This is a genomic window from Paracoccus sp. MC1854 (assembly GCF_014164635.1).
Lineage (GTDB): Bacteria > Pseudomonadota > Alphaproteobacteria > Rhodobacterales > Rhodobacteraceae > Paracoccus.
Genome location: NZ_JACJFU010000011.1, coordinates 39,338 through 57,945, shown reverse-complemented (window position 1 = coordinate 57,945; position 18,608 = coordinate 39,338). Strand labels below are relative to the sequence as shown.

At 62.2% G+C, this 18,608-nt stretch carries 18 protein-coding genes and 1 pseudogene; 16 read left to right on the top strand and 3 right to left on the bottom strand.

Translation table 11 applies throughout. From position 1 onward, the window contains the following. The first annotated feature begins 104 nt into the window (after positions 1-104). The 7 genes from H5395_RS10995 (at position 105) to H5395_RS10965 (ending at position 7,294) form a co-directional block, all read left to right on the top strand. Positions 105-551 (top strand): CopD family protein, encoded by a 447-nt coding sequence (locus H5395_RS10995; RefSeq protein ID WP_182792683.1) that lies wholly within the window; start codon positions 105-107, stop codon positions 549-551. Between the two features lie 120 nt (positions 552-671). Next, complete coding sequence (rho, locus tag H5395_RS10990; protein ID WP_182792682.1) at positions 672-1,943, top strand: transcription termination factor Rho; 1,272 nt, start codon at positions 672-674, stop codon at positions 1,941-1,943. Between the two features lie 7 nt (positions 1,944-1,950). Next, positions 1,951-3,201 (top strand): tRNA uridine-5-carboxymethylaminomethyl(34) synthesis GTPase MnmE, encoded by a 1,251-nt coding sequence (gene mnmE / locus H5395_RS10985; protein ID WP_182792619.1) that lies wholly within the window; start codon positions 1,951-1,953, stop codon positions 3,199-3,201. A 9-nt stretch (positions 3,202-3,210) separates the two neighbouring features. Further along, positions 3,211-5,070: a tRNA uridine-5-carboxymethylaminomethyl(34) synthesis enzyme MnmG gene (gene mnmG, locus H5395_RS10980; RefSeq protein ID WP_182792618.1), complete on the top strand. Its 1,860-nt coding sequence runs from the start codon at positions 3,211-3,213 to the stop codon at positions 5,068-5,070. Next, a complete protein-coding gene (gene rsmG, locus H5395_RS10975) occupies positions 5,067-5,645 on the top strand; it encodes a 16S rRNA (guanine(527)-N(7))-methyltransferase RsmG (protein WP_182792617.1) in 579 nt (192 codons plus the stop codon). The genes mnmG and rsmG overlap by 4 nt, the downstream gene beginning before the upstream one ends. Then, complete coding sequence (locus tag H5395_RS10970; protein ID WP_182792616.1) at positions 5,638-6,423, top strand: ParA family protein; 786 nt, start codon at positions 5,638-5,640, stop codon at positions 6,421-6,423. Before rsmG ends, H5395_RS10970 begins: the two co-directional genes overlap by 8 nt. Further along, entirely contained in the window at positions 6,416-7,294 is an 879-nt protein-coding gene (locus H5395_RS10965) for a ParB/RepB/Spo0J family partition protein (protein ID WP_182792615.1), read from the top strand. Before H5395_RS10970 ends, H5395_RS10965 begins: the two co-directional genes overlap by 8 nt. A gap of 3 nt (positions 7,295-7,297) precedes the next feature. On the opposite strand, the gene hemW is transcribed toward H5395_RS10965, so the two are convergent. From hemW to rph, 3 genes are read right to left on the bottom strand one after another with little or no spacing between them, the layout of a single operon-like run. Continuing rightward, entirely contained in the window at positions 7,298-8,461 is a 1,164-nt protein-coding gene (hemW, locus tag H5395_RS10960; RefSeq protein ID WP_182792614.1) for a radical SAM family heme chaperone HemW, read from the bottom strand. Then, a complete protein-coding gene (rdgB, locus tag H5395_RS10955) occupies positions 8,458-9,066 on the bottom strand; it encodes an RdgB/HAM1 family non-canonical purine NTP pyrophosphatase (protein ID WP_182792613.1) in 609 nt (202 codons plus the stop codon). The genes hemW and rdgB overlap by 4 nt, the downstream gene beginning before the upstream one ends. Continuing rightward, positions 9,063-9,776, bottom strand: a complete 714-nt coding sequence (gene rph, locus H5395_RS10950; RefSeq protein WP_182792612.1) for a ribonuclease PH — start codon at positions 9,774-9,776, stop codon at positions 9,063-9,065. The genes rdgB and rph overlap by 4 nt, the downstream gene beginning before the upstream one ends. Positions 9,777-9,854: 78 nt before the next feature. On the opposite strand from rph, the gene hrcA reads away from it, so the two are divergent. From hrcA to H5395_RS19480, 9 genes and pseudogenes are all read left to right on the top strand, one after another. Further along, positions 9,855-10,910, top strand: coding sequence for a heat-inducible transcriptional repressor HrcA (hrcA, locus tag H5395_RS10945; protein WP_182792611.1), 1,056 nt, complete (start codon positions 9,855-9,857; stop codon positions 10,908-10,910). 93 nt (positions 10,911-11,003) lie between these two features. Next, on the top strand, positions 11,004-11,480 hold the full coding sequence (locus H5395_RS10940; RefSeq protein ID WP_234450963.1) for a nucleotide exchange factor GrpE: 477 nt from the start codon (positions 11,004-11,006) through the stop codon (positions 11,478-11,480). Between the two features lie 83 nt (positions 11,481-11,563). Continuing rightward, positions 11,564-12,157: an S-(hydroxymethyl)glutathione synthase gene (gene gfa, locus H5395_RS10935; RefSeq protein WP_182792609.1), complete on the top strand. Its 594-nt coding sequence runs from the start codon at positions 11,564-11,566 to the stop codon at positions 12,155-12,157. Positions 12,158-12,252: 95 nt separating this feature from the next. Next, positions 12,253-13,380, top strand: a complete 1,128-nt coding sequence (locus H5395_RS10930; RefSeq protein WP_182792608.1) for an S-(hydroxymethyl)glutathione dehydrogenase/class III alcohol dehydrogenase — start codon at positions 12,253-12,255, stop codon at positions 13,378-13,380. Between the two features lie 79 nt (positions 13,381-13,459). After that, positions 13,460-14,107, top strand: a complete 648-nt coding sequence (locus tag H5395_RS10925; protein WP_182792607.1) for an ATP-dependent Clp protease proteolytic subunit — start codon at positions 13,460-13,462, stop codon at positions 14,105-14,107. Beyond that, positions 14,104-14,625: a GNAT family N-acetyltransferase gene (locus tag H5395_RS10920; protein ID WP_182792606.1), complete on the top strand. Its 522-nt coding sequence runs from the start codon at positions 14,104-14,106 to the stop codon at positions 14,623-14,625. Before H5395_RS10925 ends, H5395_RS10920 begins: the two co-directional genes overlap by 4 nt. Further along, a complete protein-coding gene (fghA, locus tag H5395_RS10915) occupies positions 14,622-15,455 on the top strand; it encodes an S-formylglutathione hydrolase (protein WP_182792605.1) in 834 nt (277 codons plus the stop codon). Before H5395_RS10920 ends, fghA begins: the two co-directional genes overlap by 4 nt. A gap of 171 nt (positions 15,456-15,626) precedes the next feature. Continuing rightward, positions 15,627-17,423, top strand: a pseudogene (locus tag H5395_RS10910) (methanol/ethanol family PQQ-dependent dehydrogenase); the annotation flags it as partial. A gap of 466 nt (positions 17,424-17,889) precedes the next feature. Further along, positions 17,890-18,606 carry a c-type cytochrome, methanol metabolism-related gene (locus tag H5395_RS19480; RefSeq protein ID WP_182792604.1) on the top strand — a complete coding sequence of 239 codons (717 nt, stop codon included), beginning with the start codon at positions 17,890-17,892 and terminating at the stop codon, positions 18,604-18,606. Positions 18,607-18,608: the final 2 nt, after the last annotated feature.

Here is an 18,608-nt window from a genome sequence, read left to right as displayed (position 1 = left end):
TCCGGTAAAAGACGATCCTTCCGAAGTCCACAGGCCCTACCACCACATCTACCTTTCTTATCTTTCCTTTCTTAAGGATAAGATGGCGAAGGAGATGGCGCATGATCACCGATTGGCTTGGCACTGCTTACCCGTGGATCAAGGCCTTTCACGTCATGGCGGTGATTTCCTGGATGGCGGGGCTGTTCTACCTGCCAAGGCTGTTCGTTTATCATGCCGAGCGCGGAACCATGGCCGGAGAGCCGGGCGACAGCCTGCAGATCATGGAATACAAGCTGCTGCGGTTCATCATGGGACCGGCGTCCATCGCGACATGGCTCGCGGGGCTGGCGCTGGTGTTCACGCCGGGGATCGTGGACTGGTCGATGATCTGGCCATGGACCAAGGCCGTCGCCGTGGTCGGCATGACCGTCTTCCATCACTGGCTGATGATCGAGCGGAAGAAACTGTCACGCGGCGCAGGATCGACCGGCCGGCGTTATCGGCTGATGAACGAGGTGCCGACATTGCTGATGGCGATCATCGTGCTGTCGGTGATCGTGAAGTTCTGAAGGTTTGACTCAGGGGCCGTTTCGGCCTATCTGCCATGTTGCGTCCCGTCCGGGGCGAATCCATCCGACATGAGCATGCCGCAGCGCCCGGCCCGGGCCGATCCGGCGCATGGTGACATGATGACCGAAGAACGCCTCAACCTCGCCGACCTGAAGGCCAAGAGCCCCGCCGACCTGCTGTCCATCGCCGAGGAATGGGAGATCGAGAACGCTTCCACCATGCGGAAGGGCGAGATGATGTTCTCGCTACTGAAGGAGCATGCCGAGGAAGGCTTCGAGATCGGCGGAGATGGCGTGCTGGAGGTCGTGCAGGACGGCTTTGGCTTCCTGCGCTCGCCCGAGGCGAACTACCTGCCCGGTCCCGACGACATCTATGTCAGCCCCGACATGATCCGCCTGCACAGTCTGCGAACGGGCGACACGGTCGAGGGGGTAATCCGCGCTCCGGGTGAAAACGAGCGATATTTCGCGCTGACCAAGGCCGAAAAGATCAACTTCGAGAATCCCGAGAAGGCGCGGCACAAGGTGGCCTTCGACAACCTGACCCCGCTCTATCCGAACGAACGGCTGCGGATGGAGTTGGAGGACCCGACGGCCAAGGACCGCTCGGCCCGGATCATCGACCTGGTGGCGCCGATCGGGAAAGGACAGCGGTCGTTGATCGTTGCCCCTCCTCGTACCGGCAAGACGGTGCTTCTGCAGAATATTGCCCATTCGATCGAGAAGAATCATCCTGAATGCTATCTCATCGTGCTGCTGATCGATGAGCGGCCCGAGGAGGTGACGGACATGCAGCGCTCTGTGAAGGGTGAGGTGGTTTCATCGACCTTCGACGAGCCGGCGACGCGGCACGTTGCTGTCAGCGAGATGGTAATCGAAAAGGCAAAGCGGCTGGTCGAGCACAAGCGGGACGTGGTGATTCTGCTGGATTCGATCACGCGCTTGGGGCGGGCATTCAACACGGTCGTGCCCTCCTCGGGCAAGGTGCTGACGGGAGGTGTCGATGCAAATGCGTTGCAGCGGCCCAAGCGGTTCTTCGGCGCCGCGCGGAACATCGAGGAAGGTGGTTCACTGACGATTATCGCAACGGCGCTGATCGATACCGGCAGCCGCATGGACGAAGTGATCTTCGAGGAATTCAAGGGCACCGGCAACAGCGAGATCGTGCTGGACCGGAAGGTGGCCGACAAGCGGGTCTTCCCTGCGATGGACATCCTCAAGTCGGGCACCCGCAAGGAAGAGCTGCTTGTCGATCAGAAGGATCTGCAGAAGACCTATCTGCTGCGGCGCATCCTGAACCCGATGGGCACAACGGATGCGATCGAGTTCCTGATCTCGAAGCTGAAGCAGACCAAGACCAACGCCGATTTCTTCGAATCGATGAACGCCTGAGAATGGCATGTCCACGATCTACGCCGAAGCGACGCCTCCTGGCCGAGGCGGAATCTCTGTTGTCCGCCTGAGCGGACCCGAGGCGCGTCTGATTGGCGAGGCCCTTGCCGGACCGCTGCCCGAGGCTCGCAGGGCCGAGTTGAGATCTCTGCGGGATGGCGAGTTGATCGACCGGGGCCTGGTCATTCGTTTCGACCAGGGATCGAGCTTCACTGGCGAGGAGGTCGTCGAGTTCCAGATCCATGGCGCCCCCGTCGTGGTGCGTCGGCTTGAAGCGGCATTGCGGCGGCATGGCGCCCGTATGGCGGAACCCGGAGAGTTCACCCGCCGAGGGCTGATGAGCGGCGCAATCGCCTTGAGCGAGGTCGAAGCCCTGTCCGATCTTCTGTCCGCCGAAAGCGAGGCTCAGCGTCAGCAGGCGATGCGGGTCATGTCGGGCGAGCTTGTCCGATGGACCGAGAGCCTGCGCGAACGTCTTGTCCGAGCAGGAGCGTTGATCGAGGTTTCAGTGGATTTCGCCGATGAGGAAGTCCCTGAAGACGTTCCAGCAGAGGTGTTTGATCTGCTGAAAGGTGTCCGTGGCGATATTCTGGCGGCACTTGCCGGCTATCCTGCAGCTGAGCGGATACGGACAGGTTTTGAAGTGGCGATCGTCGGTCCTCCGAATGCGGGCAAGTCATCCTTGCTGAACCGGATTGCAAGACGGGAATTGGCACTGGTCAGCGATGTTGCCGGAACGACCCGCGATGTGATCGAGCTTCATACCGATCTTGGAGGATTGGCGGTCACGTTCCTGGACACGGCGGGACTTCGGAAAACGCAGGATCATGTCGAATTCCTGGGAGTCGAGCGGGCGCTGGATCGGGCGCGTAATGCAGACCTGAGAATACACCTGTCTGAAGATGGACAACCTGTCCAGGATCTTCTGCGGCATGATGACTTGGTTCTTCGTACCAAGGCCGATCTCGGGGGAGATGGGATCTCGGCTGTTTCCGGTACGGGCATTCCCAAGATGTTGGAAGAGATCAAGGATCGGCTGAGTCAACGCGTGGCCGGGGCTGGCGTCATCACGCGGCGACGGCAGGCAGAGTGTCTGGAGAGTGCAGCGGAAGCGCTTGACATGGGATCTGATCTGCATCCCGAGCTGCTTGCAGAGACTGTGCGGCATACGTCACAGCGGCTGACCGAGGTTGTTGGTCGCATCGCAGTGGATGATTATCTTGACGAGATCTTCTCACGCTTCTGCATAGGGAAGTAGGTGCTTCACGTGAAACATTTTGATGTTGTTGTGATTGGGGCAGGTCATGCGGGGCTTGAAGCTGCAGCTGCCGCGGCCCGCTTAGGAGTGTCAGTGGGCCTTGTGACGATGCGTCCCGAGGACGTGGGAACCATGTCGTGCAATCCGGCGATCGGTGGTCTCGGGAAAGGGCATCTTGTCCGGGAAATAGATGCACTGGATGGGTTGATGGGTCGTGTCGCAGATGCTGCAGGGATCCAGTTCCGTCTTCTCAACCGGCGCAAGGGGCCTGCGGTTCAGGGGCCACGGGTCCAAGCTGACCGCGTATTGTACCGGACAGCTGCCGCCGCAGAACTTGCCAAAGTTTTAGGGCTTGAGCTTGTAATTGGCGAAGTGTCGTCCCTTACCATTGAGAACATGCGGATTAAGGGTATAATCCTGGCCACAGGCGACGAAATCAAATGCGCTACAGTGGTCGTGGCCGCAGGCACCTTCTTGAATGGGGTGATCCATATCGGGGATGTCACTCGACCGTCTGGCCGGTGGGGGAATGATCGTTCTGCAGGCTTGGCGGCAGCCTTGCTTGAACTGGAACTTCCACTCGGGCGCTTGAAAACCGGAACACCTCCAAGGTTGTTGCGCAGTTCCGTAGATTGGGACAGCCTGCAGCAGCAGCCGGGAGACCGTCATCCAGTCATGATGTCTTTCATGACTGTTGCACCGGAAGCACCTCAAGTTGCATGTGCGATCACCCACACGAACGAAAGAACCCATAAGATCATTCGCGAAAATCTGCATCAATCAGCGATGTATGGTGGCCAGATCGACAGCAAGGGCCCACGCTATTGTCCGTCTGTGGAAGACAAAGTGGTGCGGTTCTCTGAAAAGACCAGCCACCAGATCTTTCTTGAGCCTGAAGGTCATGACAGCGAACTGGTCTATCCCAACGGGCTTTCAACCTCTCTGCCAGAGATAGTTCAACTGGAATATGTAAGATCGATTCGGGGCCTCGAAGCCGCCGAGATTGTTCAACCAGGCTATGCGATAGAATACGACTACATCGATCCCCGGGCCTTGCACCCGACGTTGGAGTTGAAGTCGGTCAGTGGCATTTATCTTGCCGGTCAGATCAATGGAACCACAGGCTATGAAGAAGCGGCAGCCCAAGGGTTGGTAGCTGGTCTCAATGCGGCACTCTCCGCTCAAAGCAGACCACCTGCTGTGTTCAGCAGGACGGAAAGCTATATCGGGGTGATGATCGACGATCTACTAACGCGTGGCGTGACGGAACCTTATCGGATGTTCACGTCGCGGGCAGAGTTCCGTCTTTCCCTTCGAATCGACAACGCGGATCGACGTCTGACTCCGAAAGGGATTGAATGGGGTCTTGTGGGGGAAGAACGTGCAACAAGATTCCAAGAAAAGCTGAAACGCTTCAAGAACGTTCAAAGGTCCTGTCAGGCTATCAGCTTTACACCACAGGAACTCGGAAGGCGTGACATCATTGTTCGGCAAGACGGAAACCGTCGGACGGTCTTCAGTCTCTTGGGCCAGAGTGACGTAGATTTTTCCAAAATCGTACCTTTGTTGCCGACCGACATCGCTGGTGACAGGGAAGCTTTAGATCTTGTCTGCAACGAAGCGATGTATGCGCAGTTCACAGAGCGGCAGCAGCGTGATGCGGCCGACATTCGCCGATATGAAAGCCTCCTCATTCCCGCCGAACTCAACTTCGATGAAGTGGCAGGATTGTCCAAGGAATTGCGCATGAAACTGGCCGGTCATCGACCCGCAAACATCGCTCAAGCCGCTATAGTTGAAGGTATGACTGCGGCAGCGCTGAGCCTTCTGATCGCCCTTCTACGTACGCGATCGGGAACTGCGGCATGAATGCTTCACGTGAAGCGAAGCTGGAGCAGTATGCAGCACTGATCAGAAGATGGAACCCAAACATCAATCTCGTGGCACGGTCTTCCGTCGATGATCTTGAAACGCGCCACATCCAGGACAGTCTTCAACTGAACGATCTCGCACCGTCCACTCAAGGCTCATGGCTGGATATCGGCAGCGGCGGGGGATTGCCGGGCCTGATATTGGCCATTTGCCGCCCTCAGAACCCTTTCCGGCTTGTGGACTCGGATAACCGCAAGGTTGCTTTTCTGCAGACCGTTATCCGCGAGTTATCGCTTTCGAATTGCACGGCCGAGGCAGCGCGCATTGAAAACCTAGCTCCCGCGCAGGCTCTCATCGTTAGCGCGCGTGCGCTTGCACCTCTCAACCGCCTCATGCCATATCTCGACAGGCATCTGGCGCCAGAAGGAACCGCTTGGCTCATGAAGGGTCGCAGTTGGCAAACCGAACTTGATCCCGCGCGAAACTCTTGGCGCTTCGAGTTGCAGGTCCATCCAAGCAATACAGAGGACGGCGCGGCCATCCTGCAGATCTGGAATGTTCAGCATGTTTGACCGCACCATCATCGCCATCACCAACCAGAAGGGCGGAGTCGGAAAGACGACCACAGCCATCAACCTTGGCGCTGCTCTGGCTGAAATCGGCGTGGATGTCACCATCATCGACCTTGATCCCCAAGGAAATGCCTCCACCGGCTTGGGTGTTGATCCCGACAAACGTGAGACCACCAGCTACGATCTGCTGACCGGAGAGGTCGAGTGGATGAACGCACGTCATCCGACCGGCTTGTCGAACCTGACCATCGTTCCGGCCACGCCCGACCTTGCATCGGCCGAACTTGACATTGCCTCGCGGGCGCGCCGGACGCATCTTCTTGCCGATGCGTTGCAGCAGGCGACCGGCACCGTGCTGATCGACTGTCCCCCGGCCCTTGGCCTGCTTACCCTTAACGCGATGGTTGCTGCGGACAGCGTGATCGTGCCTCTTCAAGCTGAGTTCTATGCCTTGGAAGGACTTTCGCAACTTCTACTGACAATTCGGGAAGTCAGAAGCTCTGCCAATCCACACCTGCGGATCGAGGGTGTTCTTCTGACCATGGCGGATTCACGGAACAACCTGTCGCAGCATGTCGAGGCAGATGCCCGCAAGACATTGGGTTCGCTTGTTTTCAGAACAGTGGTGCCCAGGAACGTCCGGGTTTCAGAGTCACCATCTCATGCTCTGCCAGTGATTCACTATGACCCATCTTCCAAGGGCAGCGCTGCTTATCGCGCCTTGGCAAATGAACTGATCGACCGGAATCGGGATCAGGGAAAGGCAGCACATGGCTGATCCAAAACCCCGTAAGGGAGGCCTTGGACGAGGCCTGTCCGCGCTCATGGCCGATGTCGAACTGTCGCCGGGAACCCAGTCGCGCAGCACCCTGAATGTTCCTGTCGAACAGCTCATCCCGAACCCGGACCAGCCACGCCGTCAGTTTGACCCCGAAGCACTGGCTGAACTCGCGGCCTCCCTGCGCAATCGCGGCGTGCTGCAGCCTCTGATCGTCCGTCCTCACCCGAGTGAACCGGATCTCTACCAGATCGTTGCCGGAGAACGCCGGTGGCGTGCGGCCCAGATTGCCCAGTTGCATGAACTTCCGGTTCTTGTCCGTGAGCTGGATGATACGGAAGTCCTGGAAGTGGCCCTTATCGAAAACATTCAGCGTGCCAACCTCAATCCGATCGAAGAGGCGGCTTCCTTCCGCCAACTCATGGATCGGTTTGGCCATACTCAGGAAAGGCTCGCGGAAGCCTTGGACAAGAGCCGCAGCCATATCTCCAACCTGCTGCGGCTGCTGAATCTGCCCGATCAGGTTCAAGGCTTTGTGCGGGATGGAAAAATCAGCGCAGGCCATGCGCGGGCGCTTATCACCGCGCCAGATCCCATCGCCATGGCGCGAAAGGTGATCGACCGCAACCTTTCCGTGCGAGAGACAGAGGCCCTCGCCCGCCAAGTGGCGGAACGTCCCGCACCTGTTCCGAAGCAGGAGAAAGACAACAAGGATTCGGATACCCGTGCCTTGGAAGCAGATCTCTCGGCCCATCTCAAGATGCGCGTCCGGATCGACCATGCCGGTCAAGACGGTGGACGGGTGACGGTGACATACCACGATCTGGAACAGTTGGATCGTCTGTGCCAACTCTTGGGCGCTGGTGCCTGATACTCAGGCGAGTGCCCGCAGGATCGCATTCAATACCGGGCGACCTTTTGTTGTCACCTGCAATCGACCGGGTGCCAGGTCGATCAATTCCAGTTCGACCAGTTCTGCGATGACATTGTCTGAAAGGGGTTTTCCAGCAAGACGCGCATAGCGGACCAGATCCAGACCTTCCGCCAGTCGCATCGACATCAGCAAGTATTCCGTTGCCTGTTCGTTCCGCGGCACTGGCACGCGTGGAACTTCTCCGGCACCTTTGCGGACAGCTTCAAGCCAAGCGCCGGGCGCGCGGGGGGCCTCGGTCGCCCAACGACAGCCATTCAACGTCAGCCGTCCATGCGCCCCGGGTCCGATACCGGCCCAATCGCCCTGCCGCCAGTAAACCAGATTGTGCCGGCTCTCGGCCCCTTCCTGCGCATGGTTCGACACTTCATAGGCCGGAAACCCGTTGGACAGGCAGATTTCCTGCGTATCCAGATACATATCTGCTGCGAGGTCATCATCGGGAAGCCCCTTCAAGCCACCCGCCGCCGCGCGGGCACCAAAGGCAGTACCGTCCTCGATCGTCAGTTGATAAAGCGACAGATGATCCACCGCCATCTCCAGCGCTTCTCGCAACTCGGCCCTCCATGCTGCCCGGGTCTGAGCCTGCCGCGCATAGATCAGGTCGAAACTCACCCGAGGGAAGCAGGCCCGTGCAACCTCGAAGGCGGCGCGTGCTTCGGAAACACTGTGCAATCGCCCAAGCCGCCGCAGGTCGGCGTCATTCAACGCCTGCAGGCCCATGGACAGGCGATTGACGCCAGCCTCTGCATAGCCCTGAAAGCGGCCGCGTTCGACACTGCCCGGATTGGCCTCAAGGGTGATCTCGATGTCATTGGCAAAACCCCAGCCCGCCCGAGCTGCATCGATCACAGCGCCGACCACCTCCGGCTGCATCAGCGACGGCGTGCCTCCGCCAAAGAAGATGCTGCGGAGAACGCGGCCCTTTGTTTCCTCCGCAACCCGGGCGATTTCCAATCGGTAGGCTTCCAGCCACCTGCGCTGGTCAATCACCGCCGCAACATGACTGTTGAAATCGCAGTAAGGGCATTTGGACGCGCAGAAGGGCCAGTGGACATAAAGCCCGAAGCCGCCATTCAGCCAATCCTGCTCTGCAGACTCGTTCACGCCTCCAGCATCGCCTTGAGCTTGCGGAATGCTACCGCCCGGTGGCTGATCGCATTCTTCTCGTCTGCCGTCATCTCGGCATAGGTCCTATCGTGACCCTCTGGCACGAATATCGGGTCATAGCCATGCCCCAACTGCCCGCGCGGCGGCCAGACCAAGCGCCCCGGCGCAATGCCCTCGAACACCTCCTCATGCCCATCCGGCCACAGCATCAGCAATGTCGCCCGGAACTGGGCGGTCCGGGGCTCCGGCACGCCGCGAGCCTCAAGCTCGTTCCATGTCCGCTGCATGGCCTGCATGAAATCGCGCCCGTTCGGTGTTGCTGCCCAGTCGGCGGTATGCACCCCCGGCGCGCCGTCAAGCCCGTCCACGGTGATCCCGCTGTCATCGGCCAGCACCGGCAGCCCGGTGGCAGACATTGCCGCCCGCGCCTTGATGCGCGCATTCCCGACAAAGTTCGTTTCCGTTTCCTCAGGTTCATCCAGGCCCATACCGGAGGCCCCAACAACCTCGATCCCCTGCGGCGCGAAAAGCGCCCGCATCTCCTCCAGCTTGCCGGGGTTATGGGTCGCGACCAGCAGCTTCCTTTCCAGAAACCGTCTCACGATACGGCCGCCTTCTGCGCCGCGACCAGTTCGGCCACCCCCTTCTCGGACAGATCGAGCAGCGTGATCATCTGATCGCGGGAAAAGGCCGAGCCTTCCGCCGACATCTGCACCTCGATCAGGCGCATTCCTCCGGTCAGCACGAAGTTCCCGTCCGTGCCGGCCTCGCTGTCTTCCGCATAATCCAGGTCCAGTACCGGCTGGCCTGCATAGATGCCGCAGCTCACCCCCGCGACATGGTCCAGGATGGGGTCGCTGGCAATCAGCTTCGCATCCAGCAGCCGGTTCACCGCCAGCCGCAACGCCACCCAGCCGCCGGTGATAGCCGCGCAGCGGGTTCCGCCGTCGGCCTGGATCACGTCGCAGTCGATCACGATCTGCCGCTCTCCCAGGGCAAGCCGGTCCACCCCGGCCCGCAACGCCCGCCCGATCAGGCGCTGGATTTCCTGCGTGCGGCCGGATTGCTTTCCTGCCGCAGCCTCACGGCGATTGCGGCTGTGGGTCGCCCGCGGCAGCATCCCGTATTCCGCCGTCACCCAGCCCTGACCGGTTCCGCGCAGGAATGCCGGCGGCTTTTCCTCGATCGAGGCCGAGCACAGCACATGCGTGCCCCCCATGCGGATCAGGCAGGACCCCTCGGCATGGGTCATCACCCCGGTTTCGATTGAAATCGGGCGCAGTTCCGCTAACTTCCGGCCAGAGGGTCGCATAAGTGATCCTTTCCGGCCCTCGGGCCATCTTTTTGACTGCCGCAAACTAAAGGCTCCGTCCCGGTCCCTGCAACCCGAATGCCCCAGCCTCCCGATCTCTTCGCCGATCTGAACGACCGCTCGCGCGAGGTTTTCCGCAGGGTGGTCGAAGCCTATCTTGAAACCGGAGAGCCGGTAGGATCGCGCACGCTGACCCGCGGGATGCCGGTTTCCGCCGCCACGATCCGCAACGTCATGCAGGATCTGGAATACATGGGCCTGCTGGAAAGCCCCCATGTCTCGGCCGGCCGCTTCCCCACCCAGCGTGGCCTGCGCCTTTTCGTCGACGGCCTCATGGAGGTTGGCCCTATCGGTCCCGAGGACCGTTCCCGCATTGCCGAGATCATGGGCGACGTCCCCTCCGAGACCGGGGCGATGCTCGACCGCGTCTCCACGGCGCTGTCCACCATCACCCGGGGCGCGTCCGTCGTGCTGATGCCGAAGCAGGAGGAAGCGGCCCTCAAGCATATCGAGTTCGTCAGCATCGGACCGGACCGTGCCCTGGTGATCCTCGTCTTCGCAGATGGACGGGTGGAAAACAGGCTGTTCACCCCCCCGCAGGGGCAGACGCCCAGTTCGCTGCGCGAGGCGGGAAACTTCCTTTCGGCCCGGGGCGAGGGGCATACGCTGGCCGAGTTGCGCCGGGACATGGCCCTGCATCTTTCCCGCGCCCGTCAGGAACTCGACACCCTGGCAGCCCAGCTTGTCGAGACCGGGCTGGCCTCTTGGGATGCCGATGCGCCGGACCCGAGGCTGATCGTCCGGGGCCGCGCCAACCTGCTGGATCACGAGGCGGCCGACCTTGACCGCATCCGCAGCCTTTTCGACGACCTGGAACGCAAGCGCGACATCGCCCGTTTCCTTGAACTGGCGGAAGAGGGGCAGGGCGTGCGGATCTTCATCGGCTCTGAAAACGAGCTTTTCTCACTTTCGGGTTCCTCTCTCGTCGTTTCGTCCTATATGAACGCTGACCGCAAGATCGTGGGCGCGGTGGGCGTGATCGGGCCGACGCGCCTGAATTACGGCCGGATCGTCCCGATCGTCGATTACACGGCCCAGCTTGTCGGCAAGGTCCTGTCCGACCGCAAAGGATGAGAAATGAACGATACGCAGAATCCCAATGATCTGTCGGAATTGCCGCTGGAAGACCTGTCGCAGGACGGCGATCTGTCCCTTGATGAACCCGTCATGGACGGCGAAGACCCGCGCATCGCAGCTTTGACGTCCGAGCGAGACGAGCTGCGCGATCGTTTCATGCGCGCCCTTGCCGATGCCGAGAATGCCCGCAAGCGCGCCGAAAAGGACCGCCGAGAGGCCGAGAACTACGGCGGCTCCAGGCTCGCGCGCGACCTTCTTCCGGTTTACGACGCGCTGACCCGCGCCATCGATGCGGCCGACCGCAGCGTCGCGCCCGAACTTGTCGAAGGCGTCGAACTGACCCTGCGCGAATTGCAGAACGTCTTTTCCCGCCACGGCATCCAGATCATCGCCCCGGTCATCGGCGACCGCTTCGACCCGCTTCTGCACGAGGCGATGTTCGAGGCGCCCGTTTCCGGCACAAAGGCGGGGGACATCATCCAGGTCATGGTCAACGGCTTCATGCTGCATGATCGCCTGTTGCGGGCGGCCCAAGTCGGCGTCTCGTCGCAGCCTGCTGTCAACTGAGACCGGCAGCAGTTACAACCTTCGGCGGACTTGATCGCGGGGGCCGAGCCCGTCACCTTCTTCAAAGGTCAAGGAGGACGGCCATGGCAGACACCTCGGGAATCAGGATCCACCCCGCTGTCGATGACGGCATCAAGGCTTCGCATCAGGACTTCGCGGGGGACGAGCTTACCTGCAGATGCAGCTCGAACCCCGTCCGCGTCCGCGTGGGCGGGCAGACGGCGCATAACCATGTCTGCGGCTGCACCAAGTGCTGGAAGCCCGAGGGTGCGCTTTTCAGCATGGTCGCCGTAGTGGGACGCGACGCCATCGAAGTCGTCGAGAACGGCGACAAGCTGCAGATCGTCAACAAGGAAGCTCCGATCCAGCGCTATGCCTGCCGCGACTGCGGCACTCACCTGTATGGCCGCATCGAGAACACCGAGCATCCCTTCTACGGGCTCGACTTCGTGCATACCGAGCTGTCGGACAAGGAGGGCTGGGCCGCGCCGGAATTCGCGGCTTTCGTGTCCTCGATCATCGAAGCCGGTGTGAACCCCGAGCGGATGCCGGCGGTCCGTGCCCGGCTGCGGGAACTCGGCCTTGAACCCTATGACGCGCTGTCGCCGCCGCTGATGGATGCGATCGCGACGCATGTCGCAAAGAAATCTGGCAAGTTCAACACGTTGAACGTGTGAGATCTGCCGCCTGATCCAAGCCCCCGAAGGGCCGGCCTTTGCCGGCCCTTTCGGCATGACACCCGGCCTGACGGCCGGAACCCAAGGAGAGATTGATGAGAACTCGTGCCGCCGTCGCGCTGGAAGCCGGCAAACCGCTGGAAATCATGGAAGTGAACCTTGAAGGCCCAAAAGCCGGCGAGGTTCTGGTCGAGATCAAGGCCACCGGCATCTGCCACACCGACGAATTCACCCGCTCGGGCGACGACCCCGAAGGCATCTTCCCCGCCATCCTCGGCCATGAGGGCGCGGGCGTGGTGGTCGAGGTCGGCGCCGGCGTCACCTCGGTCAAGCCGGGCGACCATGTGATCCCGCTTTATACCCCCGAATGCCGCCAGTGCGCCTCCTGCCTGTCGGGCAAGACCAACCTCTGCACGGCGATCCGGGCGACCCAGGGCCAAGGCCTGATGCCCGACGGCACCTCGCGCTTCTCGATGCTGGATGGCACGCCGATCCACCATTACATGGGCTGCTCGACCTTCTCGAACCACACCGTGCTGCCCGAGATCGCGGTGGCGAAGGTCCGCGAGGACGCGCCCTTCGACAAGATCTGCTACATCGGCTGCGGCGTGACGACCGGGATCGGCGCGGTCATCAACACCGCCAAGGTGGAAATCGGCGCCAAGGCCGTGGTCTTCGGCCTTGGCGGGATCGGCCTGAACGTGATCCAGGGCCTGCGTCTTGCCGGCGCCGACATGATCATCGGCGTGGACCTGAACAACGACAAGAAGCCGATGGCCGAGAAGTTCGGCATGACCCATTTCATCAACCCGAAAGAGGTCGAGAACGTCGTCCAGGAAATCGTCAACATGACGAAGACGCCTTTCGACCAGATCGGCGGCGCCGACTACACCTTCGACTGCACCGGCAACGTCAACGTCATGCGCCAGGCGCTGGAATCGGCCCATCGCGGTTGGGGCCAGTCCATCGTCATCGGGGTGGCGCCTGCGGGGGCCGAGATCTCGACCCGCCCCTTCCAGCTTGTTACCGGGCGCGTCTGGAAAGGCTCGGCCTTTGGCGGCGCGCGCGGGCGCACGGACGTGCCGAGGATCGTGGACTGGTACATGGACGGCAAGATCGAGATCGATCCCATGATCACCCACACCCTGAAGCTTGAAGACATCAACAAGGGCTTCGACCTGATGCACGCCGGTGAATCCATCCGGTCGGTCGTCATTTACTGATCCTTCAGGGATGCTTAGGTAAGACTGCGGCGGGGCCCGGACCGGGCGTCCCGCCGCAATGCCGAAAAAGGATGATCCCATGCTGCGCCCCTTCCCGCCCCACCGCCTTGATGATGACGACGACGAGGAAGAGGATGAGCCCCGCGAGGACCGCCAGAAGGGCGAGGATCTGGGCCTTCCGCAAAGCCCCTCGATCGACAAGCTCTACTTCCAGTCCCGCACGGTGATCGTCGCGGGCACGATCAACGACAAGCTGGCGCAGCGCACCGTCTCGCATCTGCTGGCCCTGGCAGAGGACAGCGACAAGCCGATCAACGTGCTGATCTCGTCGCCCGGCGGCCATGTCGAATCGGGTGACATGATCCATGACGTGATCAAGTTCATCCGCCCGACCGTGCGCACCATCGGCTCGGGCTGGGTCGCGTCGGCCGGCGCGCTGATCTTTGTCGGCGCGGAACGGGAAAACCGCTACTGCCTGCCCAACACGCGCTTCCTGATCCATCAGCCCTCGGGCGGGATCGGCGGCACCTCGACGGACATGATGATCCAAGCCGAACAGGTCCGCCTGATGCGCGACCGCCTGAACCAGATCTTCGCCGACGCCACCGGCCAGCCGGTCGAGCGGATCGAGAAGGACACCCAGCGCGACTTCTGGCTGAACACGCAGGAGGCGCTGGACTACGGCCTGCTGGGCAAGGTTATCCGCAGCATGGACGACCTGAAATGACCCCTGACCGGGCGGATATCCGTATCCGCCCTGCCACTCCCGCCGACCACGACGCGATCTGGGCAATCCTCGAGCCCGTCTACCGTGCGGGCGAGACCTACTGCGTCCCGCATGACATCTCGCGCGAGGATGCGCTGGCCGACTGGTTCGCTGCCCCCTTCACCGTCTTCGTCGCGGAAGACCAAAACCGTATCCTGGGCACCAGCCACGTCGGCCGCAACCGCCCCGGCGGCGCTTCCCATGTCGCCAATGCCAGTTTTGCCACCGCACCCGAGGCCCGCAGCCGCGGCGTGGCGACAGCGCTGGTTTCCCATGCCAAGGACTGGGCGCGGGCGCAGGGCTTCCGCGCGATGCAGTTCAACTTCGTTGTCGCCACCAACGCCGATGCCGTCCATTCGTGGCAGAAGGCCGGGTTTGCCATTGCCGGCCGGTTGCCCCAAGCCTTTCTTCATCCCGCCCAAGGCTATGTCGATGCCTTGGTGATGTATCACGACCTGACCGAAGGAGCCGAGACGTGACCCTAGAAACCCTGTCCGAGAACCGCAGCTTTGGCGGCACCCAGGGCGTCTATCGCCACAAGTCGCAGGCGACCGGCACCGACATGACCTTTGCCGTCTACCTGCCACCTGCCGCCGATTACGGGCCGGTCCCGGTGCTGTGGTATCTCTCGGGCCTGACCTGCACGCATGAGAACGCCATGACCAAGGCCGGCGCCCAGCAGGCGGCGGCCGAGGCAGGGATCGGGCTGGTCTTCCCTGACACCTCGCCCCGCGGCGAGGGCGTCGCCAATGACGAGGCCTATGACCTCGGCCAAGGCGCGGGCTTCTATGTCAATGCCACGCAGGACCCTTGGAAGCCGCATTTCCGCATGTGGGACTATATCGTGGACGAACTGCCGGGCATCGTCTTCGACAACTTCGCGCTGGACCGCGAGGCGCAAGGCATCACCGGCCATTCGATGGGCGGCCATGGCGCGCTGACCATCGCCATGACCCATCCCGACCGCTACCGCAGCCTTTCGGCCTTTGCGCCCATCGTCAACCCGACCGAATCGGACTGGGGCCGCAAGCAGTTCACCGCCTATTTGGGGGAGGATCGCGAAAGCTGGAAGCCGCATGATTCGACCCTGCTGATGGTCGAAAAGGGCTACCCGGGCGAGATCCTGATCGACCAGGGGGCAAACGACCAGTTCCTCGACCTGCTCAAGCCCGAAACGCTGGCCCAGGCGATGGCCGCACGCCGCCAGCCGGGCTGGCACCGGATGCAGCCGGGCTATGATCACAGCTACTGGTTCGTCCAGACCTTCATGGCCGACCATGTCCTGTGGCACGCCGAGCGGATGGGTTGATTTTCCCCGATCTCACCGGCGGGATGCCGAACTTTCCCGCCGGCCTGCCGAAATCACTAAGACTTTCCGGCTAGCCTTGTTCTAAGCCGTTGACGTATCGGATTTGGGCGGGAACTCTCTCTCAAGCCCGCGCCGCTTTCGAACGGCGCTGGCACAAAGGGGAGGGAGACGATGAAACTCACGCTGACCGGCGCCGGCATGGCGCTTCTGCTGTCCAGTTCGGCCATCCTGGCCAATGACAGCGTCCAACAGGCCATTGCCGATCCCGGCCAATACGCGATCCAGACTCTCGACTACGCGAACACCCGCTATTCGCCGCTGGATCAGATCAACCGGGACAACGTCGGCGACCTGCGCGTCGCCTGGACCTTCTCGACCGGGGTGCTGCGCGGGCACGAGGGCGCGCCGCTGGTGATCGACGGCATCATGTATGTGCACACGCCCTTCCCGAACAACGTCTTCGCGCTGGACCTGAACGAAGACGGCAAGATTCTGTGGCGCTATGAACCGCAGCAGGACCCCGAGGTGATCGCGGTCATGTGCTGCGACACGGTGAACCGGGGCCTCGCCTATGCCGACGGGATGATCCTGCTGTCGCAGGCCGATACCACCGTCGTCGCGCTGGACGCCAAGACAGGCGAACAGAAATGGGCGACCAAGATCGGCGACCCGGCCATCGGCGAGACGCTGACCGCGACCGTGATGCCGGTCAAGGATAAGGTCATGGTCGGCATCTCGGGCGGCGAATACGGCGTGCGCGGGCGGCTGACGGCGCTGAACCTGGCCGATGGCACCGAGGCATGGAAGGCCTGGTCCATGGGCCCGGACGAGGAAATGCTGGTTGATCCGCAGAATACCATGCACCTTGGCAAGCCGATCGGAGAGAACAGCTCGCTCAACAGCTGGGAAGGCGACCAGTGGAAGATCGGCGGCGGCCCGATCTGGGGCTGGATGTCGTATGACCCGGAACTGGACCTGATCTACTACGGCACCGGCAACCCCTCGACCTGGAACCCGTCGCAGCGCCCGGGCGACAACCGCTGGTCGATGACGATCATGGCCCGCGATCCCGACGACGGGATGGCCAAGTGGTTCTACCAGATGACGCCCCATGACGAATGGGACTATGACGGCGTCAACGAGATGATCCTGACCGACCAGGACTTCAACGGCACCCAGCGCAAGCTGCTGACCCACTTCGACCGCAACGGCTTCGGCTACACGATGGACCGCGAGACGGGCGAGCTGCTGGTGGCCGAAAAGTTCGACCCCGCCGTCAACTGGGCAACCCATGTCGAGATGGACCCCAACAGCGACCAGTACGGTCGCCCGCAGGTGGTCGCGGAATACTCGACCGCCCAGAACGGCGAGGACGAGAACACCACCGGCGTCTGCCCCGCCGCCCTTGGCACCAAGGACCAGCAGCCGGCCGCCTTCTCGCCCAAGACCAACCTGTTCTATGTCCCGACGAACCACGTCTGCATGGACTACGAACCCTTCCGCGTGGCCTACACGGCGGGCCAGCCCTATGTCGGCGCCACCCTGTCGATGTATCCCGCGCCGAACAGCCATGGCGGGATGGGCAACTTCATCGCCTGGGACAACGTCGCGGGCGAGATCAAATGGTCGCTGCCGGAACGTTTCTCGGTCTGGTCGGGCGCGCTGGCGACCGCCGGTGACGTGGTCTTCTATGGCACGCTGGAAGGTTACCTGAAGGCGGTGGACGCGGAAACCGGGGAAGAGCTTTACCGCTTCAAGACGCCGTCCGGGATCATCGGCAACGTCATGACCTACACCCATGACGACAAGCAGTATATCGGGGTTCTGTCGGGCGTGGGCGGCTGGGCCGGGATCGGCCTTGCGGCTGGCCTGACCAACCCGAACGAGGGTCTGGGCGCAGTCGGCGGCTATGCTGCGCTGTCGGACTTCACCGAGCTTGGCGGCCAGTTGACCGTGTTCGAGCTGCCGGGCGACACCCGCACGGCGCAGGCGACCAACACCGGGACGGCAACGGATGCCGGTTCGGACAGCGCCGCCGACCCGGCGGCCGTGGTGCCCGCGCCCTCTGATCCCTCGGCCCCCGCCGAAGGCGAGGGCGCCGGCAAGTCCACCGCCACCGGCGGTGTGCCGATGGAACCCGCGGCTGACGCGGCTGCGGCTGGAACCGACGCCACCACGCCGGGCGCTGATCCTTCCGCTCCGGCGGAAGGCTTGGGCGCAGGCAAGTCGACCGCCACCGGCGGGGTTCCGATGGAGCCCGCGGCCGATGCCGCCGCCACGGGACAGGCCGGCACCACCGCACCTGCAACGTCGAACTGAGAACAAGCGCGGGACCGTCGCACAAGACAAAAGTGTGACTATGCGAACGCCGCCCCGAGGATAACCTCGGGGCGGTCTCACCCGTCAGGGTGAGCAACCTGGGAGAGAGAACCGAATGATCGCAAAGACCATGCGCGCCGCGGCCGTTGGTCTCGTCTGCGCTTCTGCCGCCATCGCGCAGACCGCCGAGACCCCGCCTGCCGCCAATCCTGCCGCCGACGCAGCCCCCTTGGCAGCGACCGAACCGAACCGCGGCGCCTCGACGCCGATCCCCGAGGGCGCGACCTCGGTCGAGATGAAGGCCAATGCCGCCGGGTCCGCCGTCGCGACCGGAGAAGGAGAAGTTACCGCCGGCCAGACCATCGGCGTTGTCAAGCCGACGGTGCCGGGGCTGGACCTGACCGCCGATCACATGGAAAACGGTCGTTGGTACAATGCCGAAGGCATCCCGGTCCCCAATATCGAGAACGGCGTCGTCGATTATGCGACCTTCTCGGGGTATCGTCGCTATCACGCTGAATGCCACGTCTGCCACGGCCCGGATGGCGAGGGTTCGACCTATGCCCCGGCCCTGAAGGATTCAGTCATCCACCGGATCGACTACTACCAGTATCAGGAGGCCGTGGCCTCGGGCATCTACAACGTGAACAACGCGGCCAACCAGGTGATGCCGGCTTTCGGCACCAACCGGAACGTCTGGTGCTATGTGGATGACATCTACGTCTATCTGATCGCCCGCGGCACCGAGGCGATTCCCCGTGGTCGCCCCGCCAATCGCGCCGACAAGTCCGACGAGTTCGCCGCGCAGGAAGCTTCCTGCATGGACGGCTGACC